This is a genomic window from Nocardia sp. NPDC019323, assembly GCF_044389845.1.
Lineage (GTDB): Bacteria > Actinomycetota > Actinomycetes > Mycobacteriales > Mycobacteriaceae > Nocardia > Nocardia implantans.
Map to the genome: position 1 here is coordinate 1,289,928 of NZ_JBIRYN010000001.1, position 18,592 is coordinate 1,308,519.

The 18,592-nt window shown below is 68.6% G+C and carries 22 protein-coding genes; 10 read left to right on the forward strand and 12 right to left on the reverse strand.

Features of this window, described 5'->3' with window-relative positions; translation table 11 throughout:
• Window positions 1-75: 75 nt before the first annotated feature.
• The 4 genes from nrdE to ACH49X_RS06110 all read right to left on the reverse strand — a co-directional run bounded on the left by nrdE (window position 76) and on the right by ACH49X_RS06110 (window position 3,934).
• Window positions 76-2,157: a class 1b ribonucleoside-diphosphate reductase subunit alpha gene (nrdE, locus tag ACH49X_RS06095; protein WP_323124229.1), complete on the reverse strand. Its 2,082-nt coding sequence runs from the start codon at window positions 2,155-2,157 to the stop codon at window positions 76-78.
• A 62-nt stretch (window positions 2,158-2,219) separates the two neighbouring features.
• On the reverse strand, window positions 2,220-2,681 hold the full coding sequence (gene nrdI / locus ACH49X_RS06100) for a class Ib ribonucleoside-diphosphate reductase assembly flavoprotein NrdI (RefSeq protein ID WP_195078557.1): 462 nt from the start codon (window positions 2,679-2,681) through the stop codon (window positions 2,220-2,222).
• Window positions 2,682-2,748: 67 nt separating this feature from the next.
• Window positions 2,749-2,982, reverse strand: a complete 234-nt coding sequence (locus ACH49X_RS06105) for a redoxin NrdH (RefSeq protein WP_039799742.1) — start codon at window positions 2,980-2,982, stop codon at window positions 2,749-2,751.
• A gap of 382 nt (window positions 2,983-3,364) precedes the next feature.
• The gene (locus tag ACH49X_RS06110) at window positions 3,365-3,934 is read right to left on the reverse strand and encodes an NAD(P)H-dependent oxidoreductase (protein WP_067797830.1); all 570 of its coding nucleotides are present in this window, start codon (window positions 3,932-3,934) and stop codon (window positions 3,365-3,367) included.
• A 142-nt stretch (window positions 3,935-4,076) separates the two neighbouring features.
• On the opposite strand from ACH49X_RS06110, the gene ACH49X_RS06115 reads away from it, so the two are divergent.
• Window positions 4,077-4,682, forward strand: coding sequence for a TetR/AcrR family transcriptional regulator (locus tag ACH49X_RS06115; protein WP_195078907.1), 606 nt, complete (start codon window positions 4,077-4,079; stop codon window positions 4,680-4,682).
• 22 nt (window positions 4,683-4,704) lie between these two features.
• Entirely contained in the window at window positions 4,705-5,532 is an 828-nt protein-coding gene (nadE, locus tag ACH49X_RS06120) for an ammonia-dependent NAD(+) synthetase (protein ID WP_357208204.1), read from the forward strand.
• A 16-nt stretch (window positions 5,533-5,548) separates the two neighbouring features.
• Here the strand turns inward: nadE and ACH49X_RS06125 are convergent, their stop codons facing one another.
• Together ACH49X_RS06125 and moaA are read right to left on the reverse strand one after the other, a co-directional pair.
• Complete coding sequence (locus ACH49X_RS06125; RefSeq protein ID WP_195078555.1) at window positions 5,549-5,791, reverse strand: MoaD/ThiS family protein; 243 nt, start codon at window positions 5,789-5,791, stop codon at window positions 5,549-5,551.
• Window positions 5,784-6,842 carry a GTP 3',8-cyclase MoaA gene (gene moaA, locus ACH49X_RS06130; protein WP_357208201.1) on the reverse strand — a complete coding sequence of 353 codons (1,059 nt, stop codon included), beginning with the start codon at window positions 6,840-6,842 and terminating at the stop codon, window positions 5,784-5,786. The genes ACH49X_RS06125 and moaA overlap by 8 nt, the downstream gene beginning before the upstream one ends.
• Before the next feature lie 162 nt (window positions 6,843-7,004).
• On the opposite strand from moaA, the gene glp reads away from it, so the two are divergent.
• The 4 genes from glp (at window position 7,005) to ACH49X_RS06150 (ending at window position 10,864) form a co-directional block, all read left to right on the forward strand.
• Window positions 7,005-8,249, forward strand: coding sequence for a gephyrin-like molybdotransferase Glp (gene glp / locus ACH49X_RS06135; RefSeq protein WP_357208200.1), 1,245 nt, complete (start codon window positions 7,005-7,007; stop codon window positions 8,247-8,249).
• Complete coding sequence (gene moaCB, locus ACH49X_RS06140) at window positions 8,246-9,307, forward strand: bifunctional molybdenum cofactor biosynthesis protein MoaC/MoaB (protein WP_357208197.1); 1,062 nt, start codon at window positions 8,246-8,248, stop codon at window positions 9,305-9,307. The genes glp and moaCB overlap by 4 nt, the downstream gene beginning before the upstream one ends.
• Window positions 9,294-9,728, forward strand: a complete 435-nt coding sequence (locus ACH49X_RS06145) for a molybdenum cofactor biosynthesis protein MoaE (RefSeq protein ID WP_195078551.1) — start codon at window positions 9,294-9,296, stop codon at window positions 9,726-9,728. Before moaCB ends, ACH49X_RS06145 begins: the two co-directional genes overlap by 14 nt.
• A 122-nt stretch (window positions 9,729-9,850) precedes the next feature.
• A complete protein-coding gene (locus ACH49X_RS06150) occupies window positions 9,851-10,864 on the forward strand; it encodes an AraC family transcriptional regulator (protein WP_195078550.1) in 1,014 nt (337 codons plus the stop codon).
• Here the strand turns inward: ACH49X_RS06150 and ACH49X_RS06155 are convergent.
• The 3 genes from ACH49X_RS06155 to ACH49X_RS06165 all read right to left on the reverse strand — a co-directional run bounded on the left by ACH49X_RS06155 (window position 10,854) and on the right by ACH49X_RS06165 (window position 13,734).
• Window positions 10,854-11,045, reverse strand: coding sequence for a hypothetical protein (locus ACH49X_RS06155; RefSeq protein ID WP_195078549.1), 192 nt, complete (start codon window positions 11,043-11,045; stop codon window positions 10,854-10,856). The two genes, ACH49X_RS06150 and ACH49X_RS06155, sit on opposite strands and share 11 nt — an antisense overlap.
• Before the next feature lie 185 nt (window positions 11,046-11,230).
• Window positions 11,231-12,265 (reverse strand): CobW family GTP-binding protein, encoded by a 1,035-nt coding sequence (locus ACH49X_RS06160; RefSeq protein WP_195078548.1) that lies wholly within the window; start codon window positions 12,263-12,265, stop codon window positions 11,231-11,233.
• 95 nt (window positions 12,266-12,360) lie between these two features.
• Window positions 12,361-13,734, reverse strand: coding sequence for an N-acetylmuramoyl-L-alanine amidase (locus ACH49X_RS06165; RefSeq protein WP_397068991.1), 1,374 nt, complete (start codon window positions 13,732-13,734; stop codon window positions 12,361-12,363).
• A gap of 427 nt (window positions 13,735-14,161) precedes the next feature.
• Between ACH49X_RS06165 and ACH49X_RS06170 the strand changes: the two genes are divergently transcribed.
• The 3 genes from ACH49X_RS06170 to ACH49X_RS06180 all read left to right on the forward strand — a co-directional run bounded on the left by ACH49X_RS06170 (window position 14,162) and on the right by ACH49X_RS06180 (window position 15,915).
• Window positions 14,162-14,533 (forward strand): hypothetical protein, encoded by a 372-nt coding sequence (locus ACH49X_RS06170; RefSeq protein ID WP_195078546.1) that lies wholly within the window; start codon window positions 14,162-14,164, stop codon window positions 14,531-14,533.
• Between the two features lie 80 nt (window positions 14,534-14,613).
• A complete protein-coding gene (locus ACH49X_RS06175) occupies window positions 14,614-15,363 on the forward strand; it encodes an SDR family oxidoreductase (RefSeq protein WP_195078545.1) in 750 nt (249 codons plus the stop codon).
• Window positions 15,364-15,513: 150 nt separating this feature from the next.
• Complete coding sequence (locus ACH49X_RS06180; protein WP_195078906.1) at window positions 15,514-15,915, forward strand: PaaI family thioesterase; 402 nt, start codon at window positions 15,514-15,516, stop codon at window positions 15,913-15,915.
• Here the strand turns inward: ACH49X_RS06180 and ACH49X_RS06185 are convergent.
• Window positions 15,912-16,271: a hypothetical protein gene (locus ACH49X_RS06185; RefSeq protein ID WP_195078544.1), complete on the reverse strand. Its 360-nt coding sequence runs from the start codon at window positions 16,269-16,271 to the stop codon at window positions 15,912-15,914. The genes ACH49X_RS06180 and ACH49X_RS06185 overlap by 4 nt on opposite strands.
• Before the next feature lie 716 nt (window positions 16,272-16,987).
• Between ACH49X_RS06185 and ACH49X_RS06190 the strand changes: the two genes are divergently transcribed.
• Window positions 16,988-17,716 carry a TetR/AcrR family transcriptional regulator gene (locus ACH49X_RS06190; RefSeq protein ID WP_195078543.1) on the forward strand — a complete coding sequence of 243 codons (729 nt, stop codon included), beginning with the start codon at window positions 16,988-16,990 and terminating at the stop codon, window positions 17,714-17,716.
• 15 nt (window positions 17,717-17,731) lie between these two features.
• On the opposite strand, the gene ACH49X_RS06195 is transcribed toward ACH49X_RS06190, so the two are convergent.
• Both ACH49X_RS06195 and ACH49X_RS06200 read right to left on the reverse strand, forming a co-directional pair.
• A complete protein-coding gene (locus ACH49X_RS06195; RefSeq protein WP_195078542.1) occupies window positions 17,732-18,280 on the reverse strand; it encodes an ester cyclase in 549 nt (182 codons plus the stop codon).
• 124 nt (window positions 18,281-18,404) lie between these two features.
• The gene (locus ACH49X_RS06200) at window positions 18,405-18,572 is read right to left on the reverse strand and encodes a hypothetical protein (RefSeq protein ID WP_357108421.1); all 168 of its coding nucleotides are present in this window, start codon (window positions 18,570-18,572) and stop codon (window positions 18,405-18,407) included.
• Window positions 18,573-18,592: the final 20 nt, after the last annotated feature.

Here is an 18,592-nt window from a genome sequence, read left to right on the forward strand (position 1 = left end):
CTCGATCTGCTCTGGGCAGCAGAAGACGGTGACGCTTCCCGCGGCACGGGACGCGTCACCGTCTTCGCTGTCGAACTACAGCATGCAGGAGACGCAACCCTCGACTTCGGTTCCCTCCAGTGCCATCTGGCGCAGCCGGATGTAGTAGAGGGTCTTGATGCCCTTGCGCCAGGCGTAGATCTGAGCGCGGTTGAGATCGCGGGTGGTGGCCGAGTCCTTGAAGAACAGCGTCAGCGACAGGCCCTGATCCACGTGCTGGGTGGCCGCGGCGTAGGTGTCGATGATCTTCTCGTAGCCGATCTCGTAAGCGTCCTCGTAGTACTCGAGGTTGTCGTTGGTCATGTAGGGCGCCGGGTAATAGACGCGCCCGATCTTGCCTTCCTTGCGGATCTCGATCTTCGACGCCACCGGGTGGATGGAGCTGGTGGAGTGATTGATGTAGGAGATCGACCCGGTCGGCGGCACCGCCTGCAGGTTCTGGTTGTAGATCCCGTGCTCCATGACCGAGGCCTTCAGCTCACGCCAGTCGTCCTGGGTCGGGATGTGCACGCCCGCGTCGGCGAACAACTGCCGGACGCGATCGGTCTTCGGCTCCCACACCTGATCGGTGTACTTGTCGAAGTACTCGCCGCTGGCGTACTTCGACTCCGGGAAGCCGCCGAAGTACGTGCCGCGCTCGATCGCGATCCGGTTCGAGGCCCGGAGCGCGTGGTAGACCACGGTGTAGAAGTAGATGTTGGTGAAGTCGATGCCCTCGTCGGACCCGTAGCGTATCCGTTCCCGCGCCAGGTAGCCGTGCAGGTTCATCTGCCCGAGGCCGATGGCGTGCGAAGAGTTGTTGCCCTGCTCGATGGACGGCACCGAGTAGATGTGGGTCTGGTCCGACACCGCCGTCAGCGCCCGGATGGCCACCTCGATGGTCTGCGCGAAATCGGGCGAGTCCATCGTCTTGGCGATGTTCAGCGAGCCGAGGTTGCAGGAGATGTCCTTGCCCACCTTGGCGTAGGACAGGTCGTCGTTGAACTCCGAGGGCGTGGAGACCTGGAGGATCTCCGAGCACAGGTTGGAGTGGGTGATCTTGCCCGCGATCGGGTTGGCCCGGTTCACCGTGTCCTCGAACATGATGTACGGGTAGCCCGACTCGAACTGCAGCTCGGCGATGGTCTGGAAGAACTCGCGCGCCTTGATCTTCGACTTGCGGATGCGCTTGTCGTCGACCATCTCGTAGTACTTCTCGGTGACGTCGATGTCGGCGAACGGCTTGCCGTAGATGCGCTCCACGTCGTAGGGCGAGAACAGGTACATGTCCTCGTTCTTCTTGGCCAGCTCGAAGGTGATGTCCGGGATGACCACGCCCAGCGAGAGCGTCTTGATCCGAATCTTCTCGTCCGCGTTCTCCCGCTTGGTGTCCAGGAACCGGTAGATGTCCGGGTGGTGCGCGTGCAGGTAGACCGCGCCCGCGCCTTGGCGCGCGCCGAGCTGGTTGGCGTAGGAGAACGAGTCCTCGAGCAGCTTCATGATCGGGATGACGCCCGAGCTCTGGTTCTCGATCTTCTTGATCGGCGCACCGTGCTCCCGGATGTTGCTCAGCAACAGGGCGACCCCGCCGCCGCGCTTGGACAGCTGCAGCGCGGAGTTGATCGAGCGCCCGATCGACTCCATGTTGTCCTCGATGCGAAGGAGGAAACATGACACCGGCTCGCCGCGCTGCTTCTTGCCCGAGTTCAGGAAGGTCGGGGTGGCCGGCTGGAAACGGCCGTCGATGATCTCGTCGACCAGCTTGCTCGCCAGCGCCTCGTCACCGGCGGCGAGCGTGAGCGCGACCATGCACACCCGGTCCTCGAACCGCTCCAGGTAACGCTTGCCGTCGAAGGTCTTCAGCGTGTACGAGGTGTAGTACTTGAACGCGCCGAGGAAGGTGGGGAACCGGAACTTCTTGGCGTAGGCCTGCTGGAACAGCTTCTTGATGAACTCGCGGCTGTACTGCTCCAGGACTTCGGCCTCGTAGTAGTTCTCGTCGATCAGGTAGTCCAGCTTCTCGTCCAGGTTGTGGAAGAAGACGGTGTTCTGATTGACGTGCTGCAAGAAGTACTGGTGGGCGGCCTCGCGGTCCTTGTCGAACTGGATCTCCCCGTTCGGACCGTACAGGTTCAGCATCGCGTTGAGGGCGTGGTAGTCGAGGACCTCGCCCGCGTCGCCGCCGCGCACCGGGGGCTGCTCTAAGCGAGCTGTCTTTCCGGCCGGTGCTGTCGTTGCTGTTGCCAAAACAATCCCAATCCCTCTCGGACGCGTTCGACGTCCTCAGCGGTTCCCATGAGTTCGAAGCGGTACAGGTACGGCACCCCGCACTTGCGCGCGATGAGTTCGCCCGCATAGCAGAAGGTGTCGCCGAAGTTCGTGTTGCCCGCCGCGATCACCCCGCGCAGCAACGCGCGGTTGTGCGGATCGTTGAGGAACTTGGCGACCTGCCTGGGCACGAAGTCCTTGTCGGAACGAGCGCCCCCCAGGACGTGCCGACCGCCCCCATAGGTGGGGACGATCAGCACGTACGGACGGTCTACGCGCAGTGAGTCAGCGGTGTGCAGTGGTATGCGAGTCGCCGGGAGACCCAGCTTCTCGACGAAGCGATGCGTGTTCTCCGAAGCGCTGGAGAAGTAGACCAGCGCCGTCGTCTCCGACATGGTGGCCTTCCCTTCCCAGGAGCGCCGCGGCGCTCGTCCCTCGGATGAACCGGATGCGGTGGAAGCGTCAGGCCGCCACGGTCGCGAGCGACTTGATCCGGTCGGGCCGGAAGCCCGACCAGTGATCGTCTCCGGCCACCACGACCGGCGCCTGCAGGTACCCGAGTGCCATGACGTAGTCACGCGCCTCGTCGTTCTCCGAGATGTCGATGACCTCGTAGTCCACCCCGGCCTTGTCGAGGGCCTTGTAGGTGGCGTTGCACTGGACGCAAGCGGGCTTGGTGTACACGGTGACGGTCATTGCTATCCCTCTCTCCTTGTGCCTGATCCACAGCCTGTGATCCGTATGCAATGCACGATCCGACGTATGCTGCGCAAACTCCTGGATCCGGGCCGGAATCCCCTGATCAGCCGCCTGTGCGGAGCGAGGTTCCCGGCCGTCTTCCAGTACCGAAGACACTACACCTAGTGGCCGACAGATTCCTACAACACGACATGTAGCGAGTCACATTGATGAAATTCCACGCAGAGAAGTACCAGCACGCTCGATTCGTCGCCGAACCAAACAGTGGCGCAGATCACTTTTCGGCGCGTCAGCTTACTTCCAGCAAACCGCCGGGACAACGAAGAGGGCCACCGCCGCGCCCCGCGGCGGTGGCCCTCGTTCAGACCGGAGGAGGAGCTTACACCGACGCCAATTCGCCGCGCGTGGCCTCCACCAGATCGCGCACCGTGCCGGCCAGTTGGGTCAGCGCCTCGGCGTCGTCGCGCGGATGCGTGGCGGCGAACCGCTCGCCGATGACCCCGAAGTGCAGGTGCGCGGACTCGACCACCCGCGCGCCCGCCACGCCGAGCGCCTTCACCGCGTCGCCGTGCGCCCACTGCGCGGCGTTCGGGCTGATCGACGCGCTCACCACGGCGGCGGGCTTGCCCTTGATGGCGCCGGCGCCGTACGGGCGCGAGGCCCAGTCGATCGCGTTCTTCAGCACCGCCGAGAGCGTGCCGTTGTACTCCGGGGTCACCACCAGCAGGCCGTCGGCCTCGGCGACCGCGTCGCGCAGCGCCTGGGCGGCCGCGGGAACGGAGCCGGGGACGTCGATGTCCTCGTTGTAGAACGGGATGTCGGCGAGCCCTTCGTAGAGGGTGACCTCGACCCCCTCCGGCGCGGTGTGCGCCGCGGCCTCGGCGATCCGCCGGTTGACCGAGGCGGCGCGCAGGCTGCCGACGAGTGCGAGAATGCGGGTCTGGCTCATGACGACTCCTGGTGTACTGATGGGTGGTGTCCGTACGTTCACCACACACTAACCGGACCGTGGTCCGATTACTTCCCGCGGAGTCTGCGTGAGCGCTGTGAACTACCCCACACCGGACGTGTCCCCCGACGGCGCGCCCCGGCTGCTCGACGTCGGCGCGCCGTTGCCCGGCACCGCGGAACCCGCCGAACGCGCCGACGCGGCACGCAACCGCAGGCTCCTGCTGGACGCGGCGCAGCAGCTGGTGCGCGAGCACGGTGTCGACAGCCTCACCATGGACGCCCTGGCCAAACGCGCCGGGGTCGGCAAGGGCACGGTGTTCCGGCGGTTCGGCAGCAGATCCGGCCTGATGCTCGCGCTGCTGGACCACTCGGAGCGGAAGTACCAGGAGGCGTTCATCTTCGGGCCGCCTCCGCTCGGCCCCGGGGCGCCTCCGGTGGAACGGCTGATCGCCTTCGGGCGGGCCAGACTCCTCGACATCGAGGTGGAAGGCGAACTGCACCGCGCCGCCGAACTCGGCGAGGCCGGTGACCGCTATTCCGGTGCGCCCTACGGGTTGCTGCGCGCGCACGTCGCGATGCTGTTGCGGGAGGCCGAGATGCCCGGCGAGGTCGCTCTGGTGGCCGACTGGCTGCTGGCGATGCTGGGCGCGGCGCTGGTCATGCACCAGATGCAGGTGCTCGGCTATACCCGCGAGCAGATCGGGGACAACTGGGAGCGCGTCGTTCGGCGCGTTGTCGCCCGCTGAGTCATCAGTAGACTCGGGCGCCATGGGGAACCTGCGCGAACAGATCATCAGCGAATTGGGTGTCCGGCCCACGATCGAACCGAAGGACGAGATCCGCCGCCGGGTCGATTTCCTCAAGGACTATCTGAACGCCACGCCCGCACGAGGTTTCGTGCTCGGGATCAGCGGCGGGCAGGACAGCGCGCTCGCAGGCCGGTTGTGCCAGCTCGCGGCCGAGGAACTGCGCGCGGACGGCGGGGACGCGACCTTCCTCGCCGTCCGGCTGCCCTACGGCGTGCAGGCCGACGAGGCCGACGCGCTGACCGCGCTGACCTTCATCCGGCCCGACCGGCAGGTCGTGGTGAACGTCCGGCCCAGCGTGAACGCCGCGGCCGCGGAGACGGCGGCGGCATTGGGCACCGACTACCAGCTGCGTGACTTCGTGCGCGGCAACATCAAAGCGCGCGAACGCATGGTGATCCAGTACGCGCTGGCCGGGCAGGAGAACCTGCTCGTGGTCGGCACCGACCACGCGGCCGAGGCGGTCACCGGATTCTTCACCAAGTACGGCGACGGCGGCGTCGATCTGACTCCGCTCACCGGCCTGACCAAGCGCCAGGGCGCCGCCCTGCTCCAGGAACTCGGCGCGCCCCCCAGCATCTGGTCCAAGGTGCCCACCGCCGATCTGGAGGACGACCGGCCCGCGCTGCCCGACGAGGAAGCGCTCGGTCTTCGCTACAGCGAGATCGACGACTACCTGGAGGGCAAGGAGGTGACCCCCGAGGTCGCCGAACGGCTGGAGAGCATCTTCCGCAACACCCGGCACAAGCGCACCGTCCCGGTGTCGCCGCTGGACACCTGGTGGCGCTAGCGCCTCGGCGCGCGGCCTATCCGCCCGCGAAGGGTGGCAGGACGTCGACGCGCGGGCTCAGCGCGACCGCGGGGTCGCGGGTGAGCTCGTCGCCGACCAGGTAGGCGCACACCGACAACATCTTGTCCAGGTCGGGGCCGTAGGTCGCCGCGAGGGCGGCGCGCAGGTCGGCGACCGTCGCTCCGGCCGGGAGATCGAGAGTCTCGCCGTCCTTGCCGACGGCGTCGGCGATCGCGGCGAAATAGCGGATCTCAACCACCGATGGCTCCCATCGTCCGCTCCGGGGGGACGAAGCCCTCGGCGTCGATGCCGTGACCTGCCCACTTGTTCCACATCGCACCGCGCCACAGGGCCGCGACCTCGTCGTCGCCCGCGCCGGAGCGCAGCGCCTGGCGCAGGTCGAATTCCTGGTCGCTGAACAGGCAGGAGCGCAGCATGCCGTCCGCGGTGAGCCGGGTGCGATCGCAGGTGTCGCAGAACTTCCTGGTCACCGTGGCGATGATGCCGACGGTGCCGGGGCCGCCGTCGACCAGCCACTTCTCCGCGGGGGCCGACGGGTCGGGGCGGCCGACCTCGGCGAGGGAGAACCGCGTGCCGAGCACGCCGAGCAGTTCCGCGGCGGTGACCATGTTGGCGCGGGCCCACTCGTGGTCGGCGTCCAACGGCATCTCCTCGATGAAGCGCAGCTCACAGCTCTCGTCCAGACACCAGCGCAGCAGATCGGGCGCTCCGGAGAGAGTTTCGCGCATCAAGACGGCATTGACCTTGATCGGGGCCAGTCCGGCAGCACGAGCGGCGCGGATGCCCGCGAACACCGACTCCAGGCGGTCACGACGGGTCAGCCGGGCGAAACCGGCCCGGTCGACGGTGTCCAGCGAGACGTTCACCCGGTGCAGGCCGGCGGCGGCGAGCCCGAGGGCGCGGTGCTCGAGCCCGATGCCATTGGTCGTCATGGCCAGCGGGATGTCCGGCACCTCGGCGTGACAGCCCGCGATGATCTGTTCCAGGTCGCGGCGCATCAGCGGCTCACCGCCGGTGAAACGGACCTCGCGCACCCCCAGCTCGCGCACCGCGAGGCGCACCAACCGGACGATCTCGTCCACCGTGAGCAGCTCGTGCCGGGGAATCTCCGGCAGCCCCTCCTCCGGCATGCAATAGGTGCAGCGCAGCGAACACTTCTCGGTGATGGACACCCGGAGGTCGCGGGCGACGCGTCCGAAACGATCCAGCAAGTAGGGGGTGTCGGGACGGCCGGCGAGCGAGGGACGCCCGGAACGCACCGTGGGAATCCCGATCTCGACCAGAGTCACACGTCCATTATGACCGCCTGTCCCGATTCGTCTGTGGGCGGAATGCTCGACTCCGGCTCACCGCGGCCGCGAATCGGCGGTGAGGGCTCGCCCGGCGCCGGATGACCGCGGCGTGGCGGCGGAGGCGGAAAGCCGCCCGGATCGGGCGTTAGGCTGACTCCCATGAACCCTCGGCCCGCCGGCGTCTCGGCCAGGCCCGTCGACGACTACCGCGACAGCATCGAACAGCTGCTGCGGCCGCTGGCCGCGCGCGCGGTCGAGTCCGTCGAGGTCGCGCGGGCGCTGGGCAGGCAGCTGGCCGAAGACGTGCGCTCGCCGATCGAGCTGCCGGTGTTCCGCAACTCCGCGATGGACGGGTACGCGGTGCGCGCCGAATCGGTGCTCGTCGCTCCGGTCACCCTGCCGTTGGCCGGCGTCGTCGCCGCGGGCGCCGCCGGCCGGGCGCCGCTGCCGCAGGGCGCGGCGATGAAGGTGATGACCGGCGCGCCGATCCCGCCCGGCGCGGACTGCGTGGTGCCGGTGGAGGACACCAGCGCGGGCGACGGCATGGTGACCATCGAACGCGGCCGCGGCGCGGGGGAATTCGTGCGGGAACCGGGCACCGACGTCCGCACCGGCGACCTGCTGGCACGGGCGGGCACCACGCTCGCTCCCCGCCATGTCGCCGCCCTGGCCGCGGTGGGACTGTCGCAGGTGGCGGTCTTCCGTCCGGTGCGCGGCGCGGTGATCACCACCGGCGACGAACTGGTCGCGGCCGGAAAGCCGCTGCGTCCCGGCCAGATCTACAACTCCAACGGCGTCGCGCTCGCCGCGGCGCTCGCGGCGAACGGCGTCGAGGTCGTCTCCGTCGCGCACAGCAGCGACGATCCGGCGCGTTTCCGCGCGTTGCTGTCGGCCGCGCTGGAGCGTGCCGATGTGGTGTTCACCTCCGGTGGTGTGTCGAAGGGCGACTTCGAGGTGGTCAAGGACGTGCTCGAGCCGTTGGGCGGGCGGTTCGGCTCGGTCGCGATGCAACCGGGCGGCCCGCAGGGGCTGACCGTCGTCGACGGGGTGCCGGTGCTCAGTTTCCCCGGCAACCCGGTCAGCACGATGGTGTCGTTCGAGGTGTTCGCCCGCCCGATCCTGCGGCGTCTGGCCGGTCTTCCCGAGGTGGACGCCTACGAACTTCCCTTGGTCGACGCCGTGGCGCGCTCGCCGGAGGGCAAGCGTCAGTTCCTCCGGGGCAAGCTGATCCGCGAGCATCCGGACGGGTTGTCCGCGCACGGACGCCCGCGGGCGGTCGAGGTGGTGTCGGGTCCCGGCTCGCATCTCGTGGCGGCCATGGCGAACGCCGACGTGCTGATCGACGTGCCCGCCGAGGTCACCGCGCTGCCCGCGGGGGCGCTTGTGCGAGTGTGGTCCTTATGAGCGAGCTGTCCCATGTCGACCACGAAGGCCGCGCCCGCATGGTGGACGTGAGCGAGAAGAGCGAGACCACCCGGATCGCCGTCGCGGCAGGCGAGTTGCGCACCACGGCCGAGGTGGTCGCGCTGGTGCGGGCCGACGACATGCCGAAGGCCGACGTGCTGTCCACCGCCCGCATCGCGGGCATCGCGGGGGCGAAGAAGACCTCCGAACTGATCCCGCTGTGCCATCAGCTGGCGCTGTCGTCGGTGCGGGTGGAGTTCGGTTTCACCGAAACCGCCATCACCATCGAGGCCACCGCGAAGACCAAGGGCCCCACCGGCGTCGAGATGGAGGCGCTGACCGCGGTCGCGGTGGCGGGGCTCACCCTGCACGACATGGTGAAGGCGGTGGATCCCGCCGCGGTGCTCACCGGCGTGCGCCTGCTCGCCAAAGAAGGCGGCAAGCGCGGACATTGGGAGCGCCCGGACGACACGATCTCCGACGAGGGGGAGATCGAGCCGGTCATCGATGAGGACTTCGCTGCCGATGGGGACGAACAGGACACCTCCGGCTACGCCGAGCCCGAATTCGGCGCGGAGGAACGCTCGGCCGTGGTGCTGGTCGCCTCGACCGGGGTCGCGGCGGGCACGCGCGAGGACACCACCGGTCCGGTGCTCGTGGACTGGCTGTCCGGCCTCGGCTTCTCGGTGCGGGGCCCGCTGGTCTACGCCGACGCCGAGATCGAATTCGGCCTGGCCGACGCGCTGCGCTTCGAACCCGCCCTCGTCATCAGCACCGGCGGAACCGGCGCCTCCCCCACCGACGCGACCCCCGAAGCCACCCTCGCCCTGCTCGATCGCGAACTACCCGGTGTGGCGGAGGCGATCCGGCAGCGCGGCACCGCGAAGTTCCCGCTCGCGGCGCTGAGCCGCGGCGTGGCCGGCCTGGCGGGGCGCTCGGTGATCGTGAACCTGCCCGGCTCGCCGGGTGGCGTGAAGGACGGCATCGCGGTGCTGGAGCCGCTGCTGGATCATCTGCTCGCACAAGTCGCCGGAGGTGGAAGTCATGACAACGGCTGAGGCCACGGTCCGGCTCGCCCGGATCAGCGACCAGCCGCTGGACCCAGCGGAGGTCGAGGAAGCGGTCTCGGGACCACATTACGGCGGGGTCGTGGTGTTCACCGGGAAAGTCCGCGATCACGATGGCGGGCAGGCGGTCTCGGCCCTGGAATACTCCGCGCACCCGCAGGCGGAGCGTTTCCTGCGCGAGGTCTGCGCGGAACTCGCCGCCGCACACGGTGTGCCGGTCGCGGCCGTGCACCGCGTCGGCTCGCTCGGCATCGGTGACCGCGCGATCGTCGTCGCGGTGGCGGCGGCGCATCGCGGCGCGGCGTTCGCGGCGTGCGCGGAACTGGTGGACCGGATCAAACACGAAGTCCCGATCTGGAAGCGCCAGCTGTTCGCCGACGGACTGTCCGAATGGGTGAACGCCTGCGGGTGATCCGACCGTGACATGAATCTCATGACGAATCAACACGGCCGGTATAGCGTGTGCGCGCGGTATCGCTTCACTCGGAGACCGACGGCGCGCCGATCGGTCGCGGTGGCAGAAGGGAGCACGCGATGGGAACCGACCAGGTTCTGCTGCACCGGTTCGTCATCTCGCAACTCACCGCGGCCGGCGTCGACCGCGACCGGCTGCTGCGGGAAGCGGGATTGCCGGAGTGGACCATGGCGGGCGAGGACCTGCACCTGCCCAGCCAGACGTTCTCCCGGTTGTGGGAGATCGGGGAACTCGAACTCGGGGACCCGGACGTCGCGCTGAACGTGGCGAGCCGCTACCAGCTGACCTGCCTGGGCCTCTACGACTATCTGTTCTCCTCGGCGCCGACGCTGGGGGCCGGACTGGCGACTTGCGGGCCGTACGTCACCGCGGTGACCACCAACCACCGCTTCGACTTGGTCGCGGAGAACGACGACGAAGTCACCTTGTATCTCGACATCATCGACGGGGAAGGCCGCGGCCGCGATCTCACCCAGCTCTGGGGGCTGAGCGCGGTGCTCAGCCGCGCCCGGCGCGTGGTGCGTGAACCGCTCGCTCCGCTGCGGGTGGCGTTGCGCCAGCAGGCGCCCGCCAAGATCGGCGCCTTCATCGAGGTTTTCGGCACCACCGAGATCGAGTTCGACGCGCCGGTGGACGCCATGACTTTTCGCGCCTCGGACATGGATCTGCCGCTGACCACGAGCGATCCGGTCCTGGCCGGCATCCTGCAGCCCTTGGCCGCCGCGCTTCCGCCTCCGCCGCCGCTGGCCACCGCATGGCCCGAACGCGTCGCGACCGCCTTGGCGGAATGCCTGGACGACGGCGACGCGTCGTTGGAACGGGTGGCGCGCAGGCTGGCCACCAGCCCGCGCACGCTCCAGCGGCGGTTACGCGAGGCGGGCACCACCTGGCGCGCCGAGTTGGACCGGGCTCGCGGTGCGCGGCTGGTCGCCGCGACCGCCGCGGGGCCGCTGAGCCCATCGCGCCAGGCCGAGATCCTCGGCTACTCCGACCCGGGGTCGATGCGGCGCGCGGCGCGGCGCTGGTCGCTGGCCGGCCACGCCCCGCGCACGGAGCCGACCGTCACGGCCTGATGAAACGCGCGGCGATCGACCAGAACGTAGCGTCCTCGATCGCACGGAAATCCCAGCTGTTGGTGATGGCGTGGGTCTCGGCGACGATCGCGGGAACGTCGAAGTCGTCGCGGGTGGCGGTGCCCTTGGCCTCCAGCACCTCGATGACGTACGCGGTGGCGCTCTCCATGGAATCTGACACGGAAACTCCCATCGGTCGCGGAACGATTCGGTCGGTCACGGATCGGCTGCCGGGCGGCGCCGAACGCGGCAGTAAGCTCCCCGGTGCCCGCCCACCGGCGGCCACGCATTCAGTCTCATGAAAAGACCGTTCTGGCACCAGCACCGAACGCGACACGTCGCGACCAAACGCGCCAATCTGCGCGCTCAGCGCGGCGTATAGCGCCACACCCCGAGCATGCTCTGCGCGTCCAGCGGTTCGGCGGCGTCGTGCACGGTATCGCGAAGCCGGGCCAAGGCCGCGTCCGAGTGCAGGCCCGCGCCGATGAGCACCACTCGCGCTCCCCGCGACTCACCGCGTGACCAGCCCCCCGGCTCGAAGACGATGTGGCGGCCGACCATGTGCAGGACGAATTTCCTGCGTTCGCCCGCCACTCCGAACGCGGCGAAGCCCTTGGCCCGGAACAACCCCGCGGGCGGGTCCTCCAGGAAGCCGATCAATTTGCGCGGGTCCAGCTCCCGGTCGCTGGCGAAGGAGACGCTGGTGTAGTCGTCGTGCAGATGACGGTGGTCGTCGTGGTCTTCGTGATCGTGCTCGAGAAGCAGTTCGTCGAAGCTCAGTTGCTCGGCCACCAGCGGGCGCTCGCGCCGGGGACGGTCGAACAGCAGCCCCGGATCGATCCGGCCGTGCGCGGTCGCGTACACCGGGACCGAACCGGCCAGCGACGCGATATCCGCACGCAGGTGGTCGAGTTGCCCGGGCGTCACCCGATCGGCCTTGTTCAGCACCACCAGGTCGGCCAACCGCACATGCGTGCGCAGCTCCGGATGACGGGCACTGCTGGCCGGGAACTGTTCGGCGTCCACCACCTCGACCAGGCCGCCGTAGCGCAGGCGCGGATTGTCGCTGCCGAGCACCATCCGGATGAGGTTGCGCGGCTCGGCCAGGCCGCTGGCCTCCACCACGATGACATCGATCCCGGCGCGCGGCTGGGTGAGCCGGGTGAACAGCTCGTCCAGTTCGGTGACGTCCACCGCGCAGCACACGCAACCGTTGCCGAGCGAGACCATGGCATCGACCTGCCCCGCGACCAGCATCGAATCGATGTTGATCGCCCCGAAGTCGTTGACGACCACGCCGATCCGGGTGCCCCGGTTGTGCCGCAGCAAGTGATTGAGCAGCGTGGTCTTCCCGGAACCGAGAAACCCCGCGACGAGCACAACAGGAATCCGGTCAGCCATTCCGCTCACCCTAGTGCGCCGTGTGACCCGCGGGAAAAGCCGGACGCCACCCTCGGTGGTGCCGAGGATGGCGTCCGGCGGGTTCGGTGTGCGGACTATTTCGCTGGGCCCAGCAGCATGCCCGCCAGGCTGTAGCCGAGATTGATCAGTTCCGTGGTGATGGCGTTCTCGTCCAGGCCGAGCATCTTCGCCAGCGGCATCAGCAACTCCATGATGGAAGCGTTGCCCCCGGAGGCGCCGGGTGACTGCTGTGCGTTGGGCGTGCCCGGCGACTGCGTTGCGGAAGTGCCCGGCGACTTCGGCGCCGCGGACGTGCCAGGCGACTGCGGTGTCGCCGTGCCCGGCGCCGGCTTCGGTGTCGTGGTGCTCGGCGCCGACTGCGCCTGCGGCACCGCCGGAGCGGCGGGGCTCTGCGGCGCACCCGGAGTCGTGGAACTCTGCGGCACCGCGGGAATCGGCTGGGCCTGCGGCACCGCCGGATTCGTCTGCGCCTGGGGAGCGAACGGGTTCGTCTGCGCCTGGGGAGCGAACGGGTTCGTCTGCGCCTGAGGTGCGAACGGGTTCGTCTGCGCCTGCGGTGTTCCTGTCGTCTGAGCCTGCGGCGTTTCCTGCGCGGCCGCGGGATGGTCGAACGACGAGCCCTGGGCGCCCTGCTGATCCGGCGCCGCGCCGGGCTGCGGTGCGCCGAGCAGGTATCCGACCACGCCGGTGGTCAGCGCGATCGCGTGCTTGAGCTGCCCGTCCGGCGTCTCCAGCAACGCCGCGTCCTCGGGATTGGCGCCGTTGCCCATCTCGAGGAAGACCAGCGGAACGGTGGTGAGCGCGGGCCCGGCGATGTCCTTGCGGGTCTGCAGACCGTCCACCACGCCGCCGTAGTTGGCGGGCGGGAATCCCGCCTCGCGATACGCGTCGCGCACCGCCTTGGACGCGGCGAGTCCCGCGCCCGCCTGGACCTGATCGACGATCAGATCCGGGATGGGCAGCTCGGGGACGATCAGGTGGAACCCGCGATCTTGCGCGGGCGCGCTGTCGGCATGGATGCTCACGGCGACGTCGGCGCCGGACTGGCTCGCCGCGCGGGCGCGGTCGTCGACGCAGCCGCCCCAGTTCATGTCGTCCTGGCGGCTGAGCACGACACGCGCGCCGAGCGTTTCCAGCGACGTCTTGACGACCTGTGCGACGTTCCAGGTGATGGTGTGCTCGGGAACGCCGTTCATGGTGGTCATGCCGGTGGTCTGGCAGTCCTTGGTGCCGCCGCGACCGTCGCTGACCTGTCTGGCCAAGTCCTGGGAGTGGTTCGACCCCTGGTGGCCTGGGTCGAGGAACACGGTCTTGCCCGCGAGTTTCTTCGACATGTCCAGCGGCGACGGCGCCGCCTGCGCGCTGACCGGAAGCAATCCGGACAACGTCACCGTTACCGCGGCCGTCACCGCGGTGCAGATACCGGCTTTGACGATGCTTGGCTTCATAGTGCGGTCGGCGCCCCGGAACGGAGCACCCCTCCCTTCCCACTTGTAACACCAAACCCAATGGTCACTTTGGCAACGCATGTATCAGCAAAGCAAGAGGTGTAATCGAAGCGTTACAGCATGCGCGACGTCCGGCGGCCGGATCGACCTCGGAGATTTGCGCAGAGATAGCAGAGCGTAATACAGGCGGCTCGAAGCCGTCTCGCCCGGCACGCCGAAATCCGCGACTACCTCCCGATTGGTCGGGATCGCCGGAATTTCCCCGATGATTGCGCGGCCCGTGCGGGCCGAGCCGGAATCGCGGATTCGGGCACACCACCCGGTCGGTTCTGGTATTGGTTGCCGCGGAGATGCGGGGATCTCCCGAGTCGGCCGCGACGGCGGGCGTACGACGACGCGGCGGGAGTACAAGTCAAGGAGAACCGGTATGCGTGCTAGCGCGCTCCTACTCGCGGGAGCCATGGGCTGCGCCGTCACCCTGCTCGCCACGGCGACGGCGGCGGCCGAACCCGCGAACACCATCTCGCACGACGGCGTCTACTTGGTCGGCGTCGACATCGCGCCAGGACTCTGGGAAGCGCCCGGCACGTCCGACCCCGCCTACGCCTGCGATTGGCGCAGGCTGTGGAAGGTCGAGGGGGACAACACGAACATGCAGTACATCATCGCGAACAACTACACCCGGCTCGGTCCGGTCCGGGTGCAGATCAAGCCGACCGACGTCGGGTTCAAGACCGAGAACTGCGGGCCGTGGCGGTTGCTGGCCACCCCACCACCGACCGGCTCGTCCGGCGGCTGAGACGCGACCGCGTACCTCCGCTCCGGCCATGCGCAGGCTGCCGACGGACGAAGTCCGGCCGCGCCGTTAAGGTCGGCCGCATGACGCGGAAGAGAATCCTGATCACCGGGGCGAGCGCGGGCCTCGGGGCCGCCATGGCGCGCGATTTCGCCGCCAAGGGCCGCGATCTCGCACTGTGCGCCCGCAGACTGGACGCGCTCACGGCACTGCGCGACGAACTCGTGGCGACTCGTCCCGGGATCACCGTCGCGGTGCGCGCGCTCGACGTGGACGACCACGCGGCGGTGCCGGTCGTCTTCGGCGAACTGCGCGACGAGCTCGGTGGCCTGGACCGGGTGATCGTCAACGCCGGGATCGGCAAGGGAGCGCTGATCGGCAGCGGACGGGCTGACGCGAATCTCGCGACGGCCACCACGAATTTCGTCAGCGCGCTCGCGCAGACGGAAGCGGCGCTCGAGATCTTCCGCGCGCAGCGGGCGGGACACCTGGTCCTCGTCGCATCGATGAGCGCGGTGCGCGGACTGCCCGGCAAGAAGGCCGCCTATTCGGCGAGCAAGGCGGGACTCGCCGCGCTCGGCGCGGCACTGGCCACCGAATTGGCGCGCTCCCCGATCACGGTGACCACCCTGCTGCCGGGTTTCATCGCCACCGACATGGCGGCCAAGGCGGGCGACGCGCGCATGGTCGCGCCCCTGGACAAGGGCGTCGCGGCGATGGTGGCCGCCATCGAGCAGGAGCGGCGCCGGGCCTGCGTCCCGGGGTGGCCGTGGCGGCTGATCGACCTGGCACTCCCCCATCTGCCCGACGCTCTTGTCGCGCGGATGAGCTGAACCGCAGGAAGCGACGTCACCGGCACGGAATCGCGCAGACCAGTGACGCTTTCCGTGACGGAAGTCGTGCCGATCTCCACCGAGCGGCGCAGAGCGGCGATTACCCGCGAGGTAATCGACTCCGCGACCGGCGGCGGGCAGGATCGCGGCATGATCGATGAGATGGGCACCAAGCTGTTCCACCAGACCATGCCGTTCACCGAACGTCTCGGCGTCGAGGTGCTCGCGCACGGGCCCGATCTGGTGCGCAGCCGCTTGGCCTGGGACGAATCGCTGTGCACACTCGGCGGCGCGCTGCACGGCGGGGTGCTGATGTCGCTGGCCGACGCCACCGGCGCGGTCTGCGCGTTCCTCAACCTGCCGGAAGGCAAGCAGGGCACCACCACGGTGGAGTCGAAGACGAACTTCCTGCGCGCCGTCCGGTCCGGGCACGCGGTCGCGTCGTCGACGCCGTTGCACGCCGGACGCTCGTTCATCGTGGTGGAGACGGTGATCCGGGACGACGCGGACAAGCTCGTCGCGAAGGTCACCCAGACCCAAGCGGTGCTCTAACCGACGCCGCCCGCCAAGGGGACGCGCTCGCCCGCCGCCGCGCGGGCCGAGGGCCACACCGGGCGAGTTCGAGCAGTCCGCCTTGCCTGCGCGCCCGCGAGCAGGATCGCGGCGGTGGACCCGGCCGCAAGCACGCGGCAGGCGCGGTGCCCGCGCCGGGCCGCGGCCGGGTCCGCGTCGAACGCCCGGACCCGGACGATGCCTTGACACATCGATGCCATCACCGTGCAGCCGAGCGAGAGCTGGCGGGCCAGGCTCGCGATGCCGGGCGTCATGTCGCAGCGATACAGCAGCAGACTCAGCGCTCCCCAGCCGAACAGCGTATTCAGTAGCCGGTCGACGGTCGTGTCGCGCACAGCAACCACCGGCCCGCCGGCACGGCCGCGACGAACCCGATGACCGGCCACGCGATGATTCCCGGAATCGATGTCGCCATCCGGCCGACCTCCCACCCACGAAACTGTCCCTTGCGAACGATAACGTTGCCCCGTGTTCGTGACCGCGCAGATCGAGAATCGGCAGCCGCCGATTACCGGGGTGTCCACCGGGCCGATGTCTCATTTGTCCAATTCGCGACATCACGGGCCCGGCTCCGAGCCGACGGTGATTGTCACCGGCTCCAGAACTCCGGCCGGAATGTCCTCCGATGTCACAACTGCGTGGCGCGCGACGAATTCGGAAAGCGCGCAGAACATTTGGCGGAATGGCTGTGGATGTTACGCTGTATCACATAGAGTTTCAGTGACGACACTCACCTCCGACACGCACCTCCCGGCGGGTGCGCCTGCTCTTCGTAGCCCGCGAACGCGGCTCCACCTCATGCTCTGCCCGCCCGTTCGTGCGGCAAGAACGGAGATATCTGTGCGCGATGAACCACGATCAGCTTTCCGGACCGGGCGAATCGATGGTGCATCGGTCGAAGTCGACGTCGTTCCCCCCGCCCCGCGATCGGTGGTCCGCGCGGTGAGCAGGACCGGTGCGCCCGAGGTGAAGCGGCGATACCGCCTTCCCGAAGACAGCGCGTCAGTGCATCTATGCGCCACGGCGTGACCGCGCGGGGGAAGCGGAAGCGATGACCAAGCAGACTGCCGGAACAACCGAACTAGCCGTGCGCCCGGCCGCCGGGACGGACACGATGAACACCGCGCTGCGCGATCGCCTGATCGAGGCGACCGTCGAGGTGGTCTCGACCGAGGGGTTGCACGCGCTGACCGTCCGCCGCGTATCCCGCATGTGCGGGGTCTCCACGATGGCGGTGTACTCCAACTTCGGTGGGATGCCCGGCCTGATCCGGGCGGCGGGCTCCGCCGGCTTCGCCCAGCTGGCCGAGCGCATGACCGCGGCCGGAGTGACCGACGAGCCGATCACCGATCTGCTCGTGCTCGGCCTGGTGTTCCGCGACGAGGCCCAGCGCAGGCCGGAACTGTTCCAGCTGATGTTCGGCACCGGGACGCGCATCGACCTGAAGATCAACCGCGGCAACGTGCTCGTGGCCGGGCACGATTCGGAGTTCGAGCACTACGCGGAGACCTTCGACCACGTGGTGGGCGCGGTGCAGCGCGCACAGGACGCCGGACTGATCAACACCCCCGATGTCCGTTCCGCCGCGGCGCAGCTGTGGATGGGACTGTTCGGCTTCATCCAACTGGAGATGGCCGGTCACCTGGGCGACGACGGTTTGCTCGAGGTGCTGGTGCCCGCGATCGTGAATCTGCTCGTGGGCATGGGCGCCGAGCTGGAATCCGTCGGCGCCTCGGTCCTACTCGCGGTGGAACGGTTCGCCACACTGTTCGGCGAGTGATTCCCCCGGGCCGGGTCAGAACGGCAGCTTGGACCTGAACCGCTGGGCGCGCGCCATCGCGCGCTCGGCGGCGCTGCCGCGCGGCGGCATGAGGCCCAGTTGCAGCAGCATCTCCGTCAGATCCCAGGTGGCCTGGCTGCGCCAGATCAACCCGGAGCGGAACTGCCACGCGTCGATGACCAGCAGATCGATCGTCTTGCCGGTCGGACCGAAACCGGGCGGGTCGATGGGGCCGAGATGGGTCCCGGTCATCCGCCACGGCACCAAGGCCAGCCGGTTGTCCGCGGCGAGCACCGGCGGGAACGGGTTGGTGTAGGCGACATCCGGGAACGAACGCACCGTGTCCGCGACGAACTTCTCCACACCCGCCGGGCCGTGCGCGGGCGCGTCCAGCGAAGGGTCGTGCCAGATCGTGTCCTGCGTGACGCATTTCGCGACCGCAGCGCCGTCGCCGCTGTTCCAGCCCGCGATGTATTGCTCGGTGAACGCCAGCAGCCAGTCCAGGCTTTCGATGGGTTCGGCCTCCGCCTCGATGCGGAACTGCCCGGTGTTGTACGAATCCACGCCATCGCCTTTCGCGCCACTGCGTTACGACGAGCCATCGTAGCCACGAATCGACGGCCTCCTCAACACCTTCCGGCGACCGGCGGAGGAACGACGCGGAATAACACCGGAATAACGATGTAATTCACACCGGTTCCACCCCGCGATAACTCTGTAATAACGCCAGAATAATCTCGTCATAAGCACTCTGAACTGCGTCGATGCCGAAGTTGTCATTACCTGCCCGGCAACGCTTTCCGGTTGCGGCGAGAACAATTCCGTATTGACCTTCGCGAATCGCCGCTCCTACCATGGGTGGACACTGACCTCCTA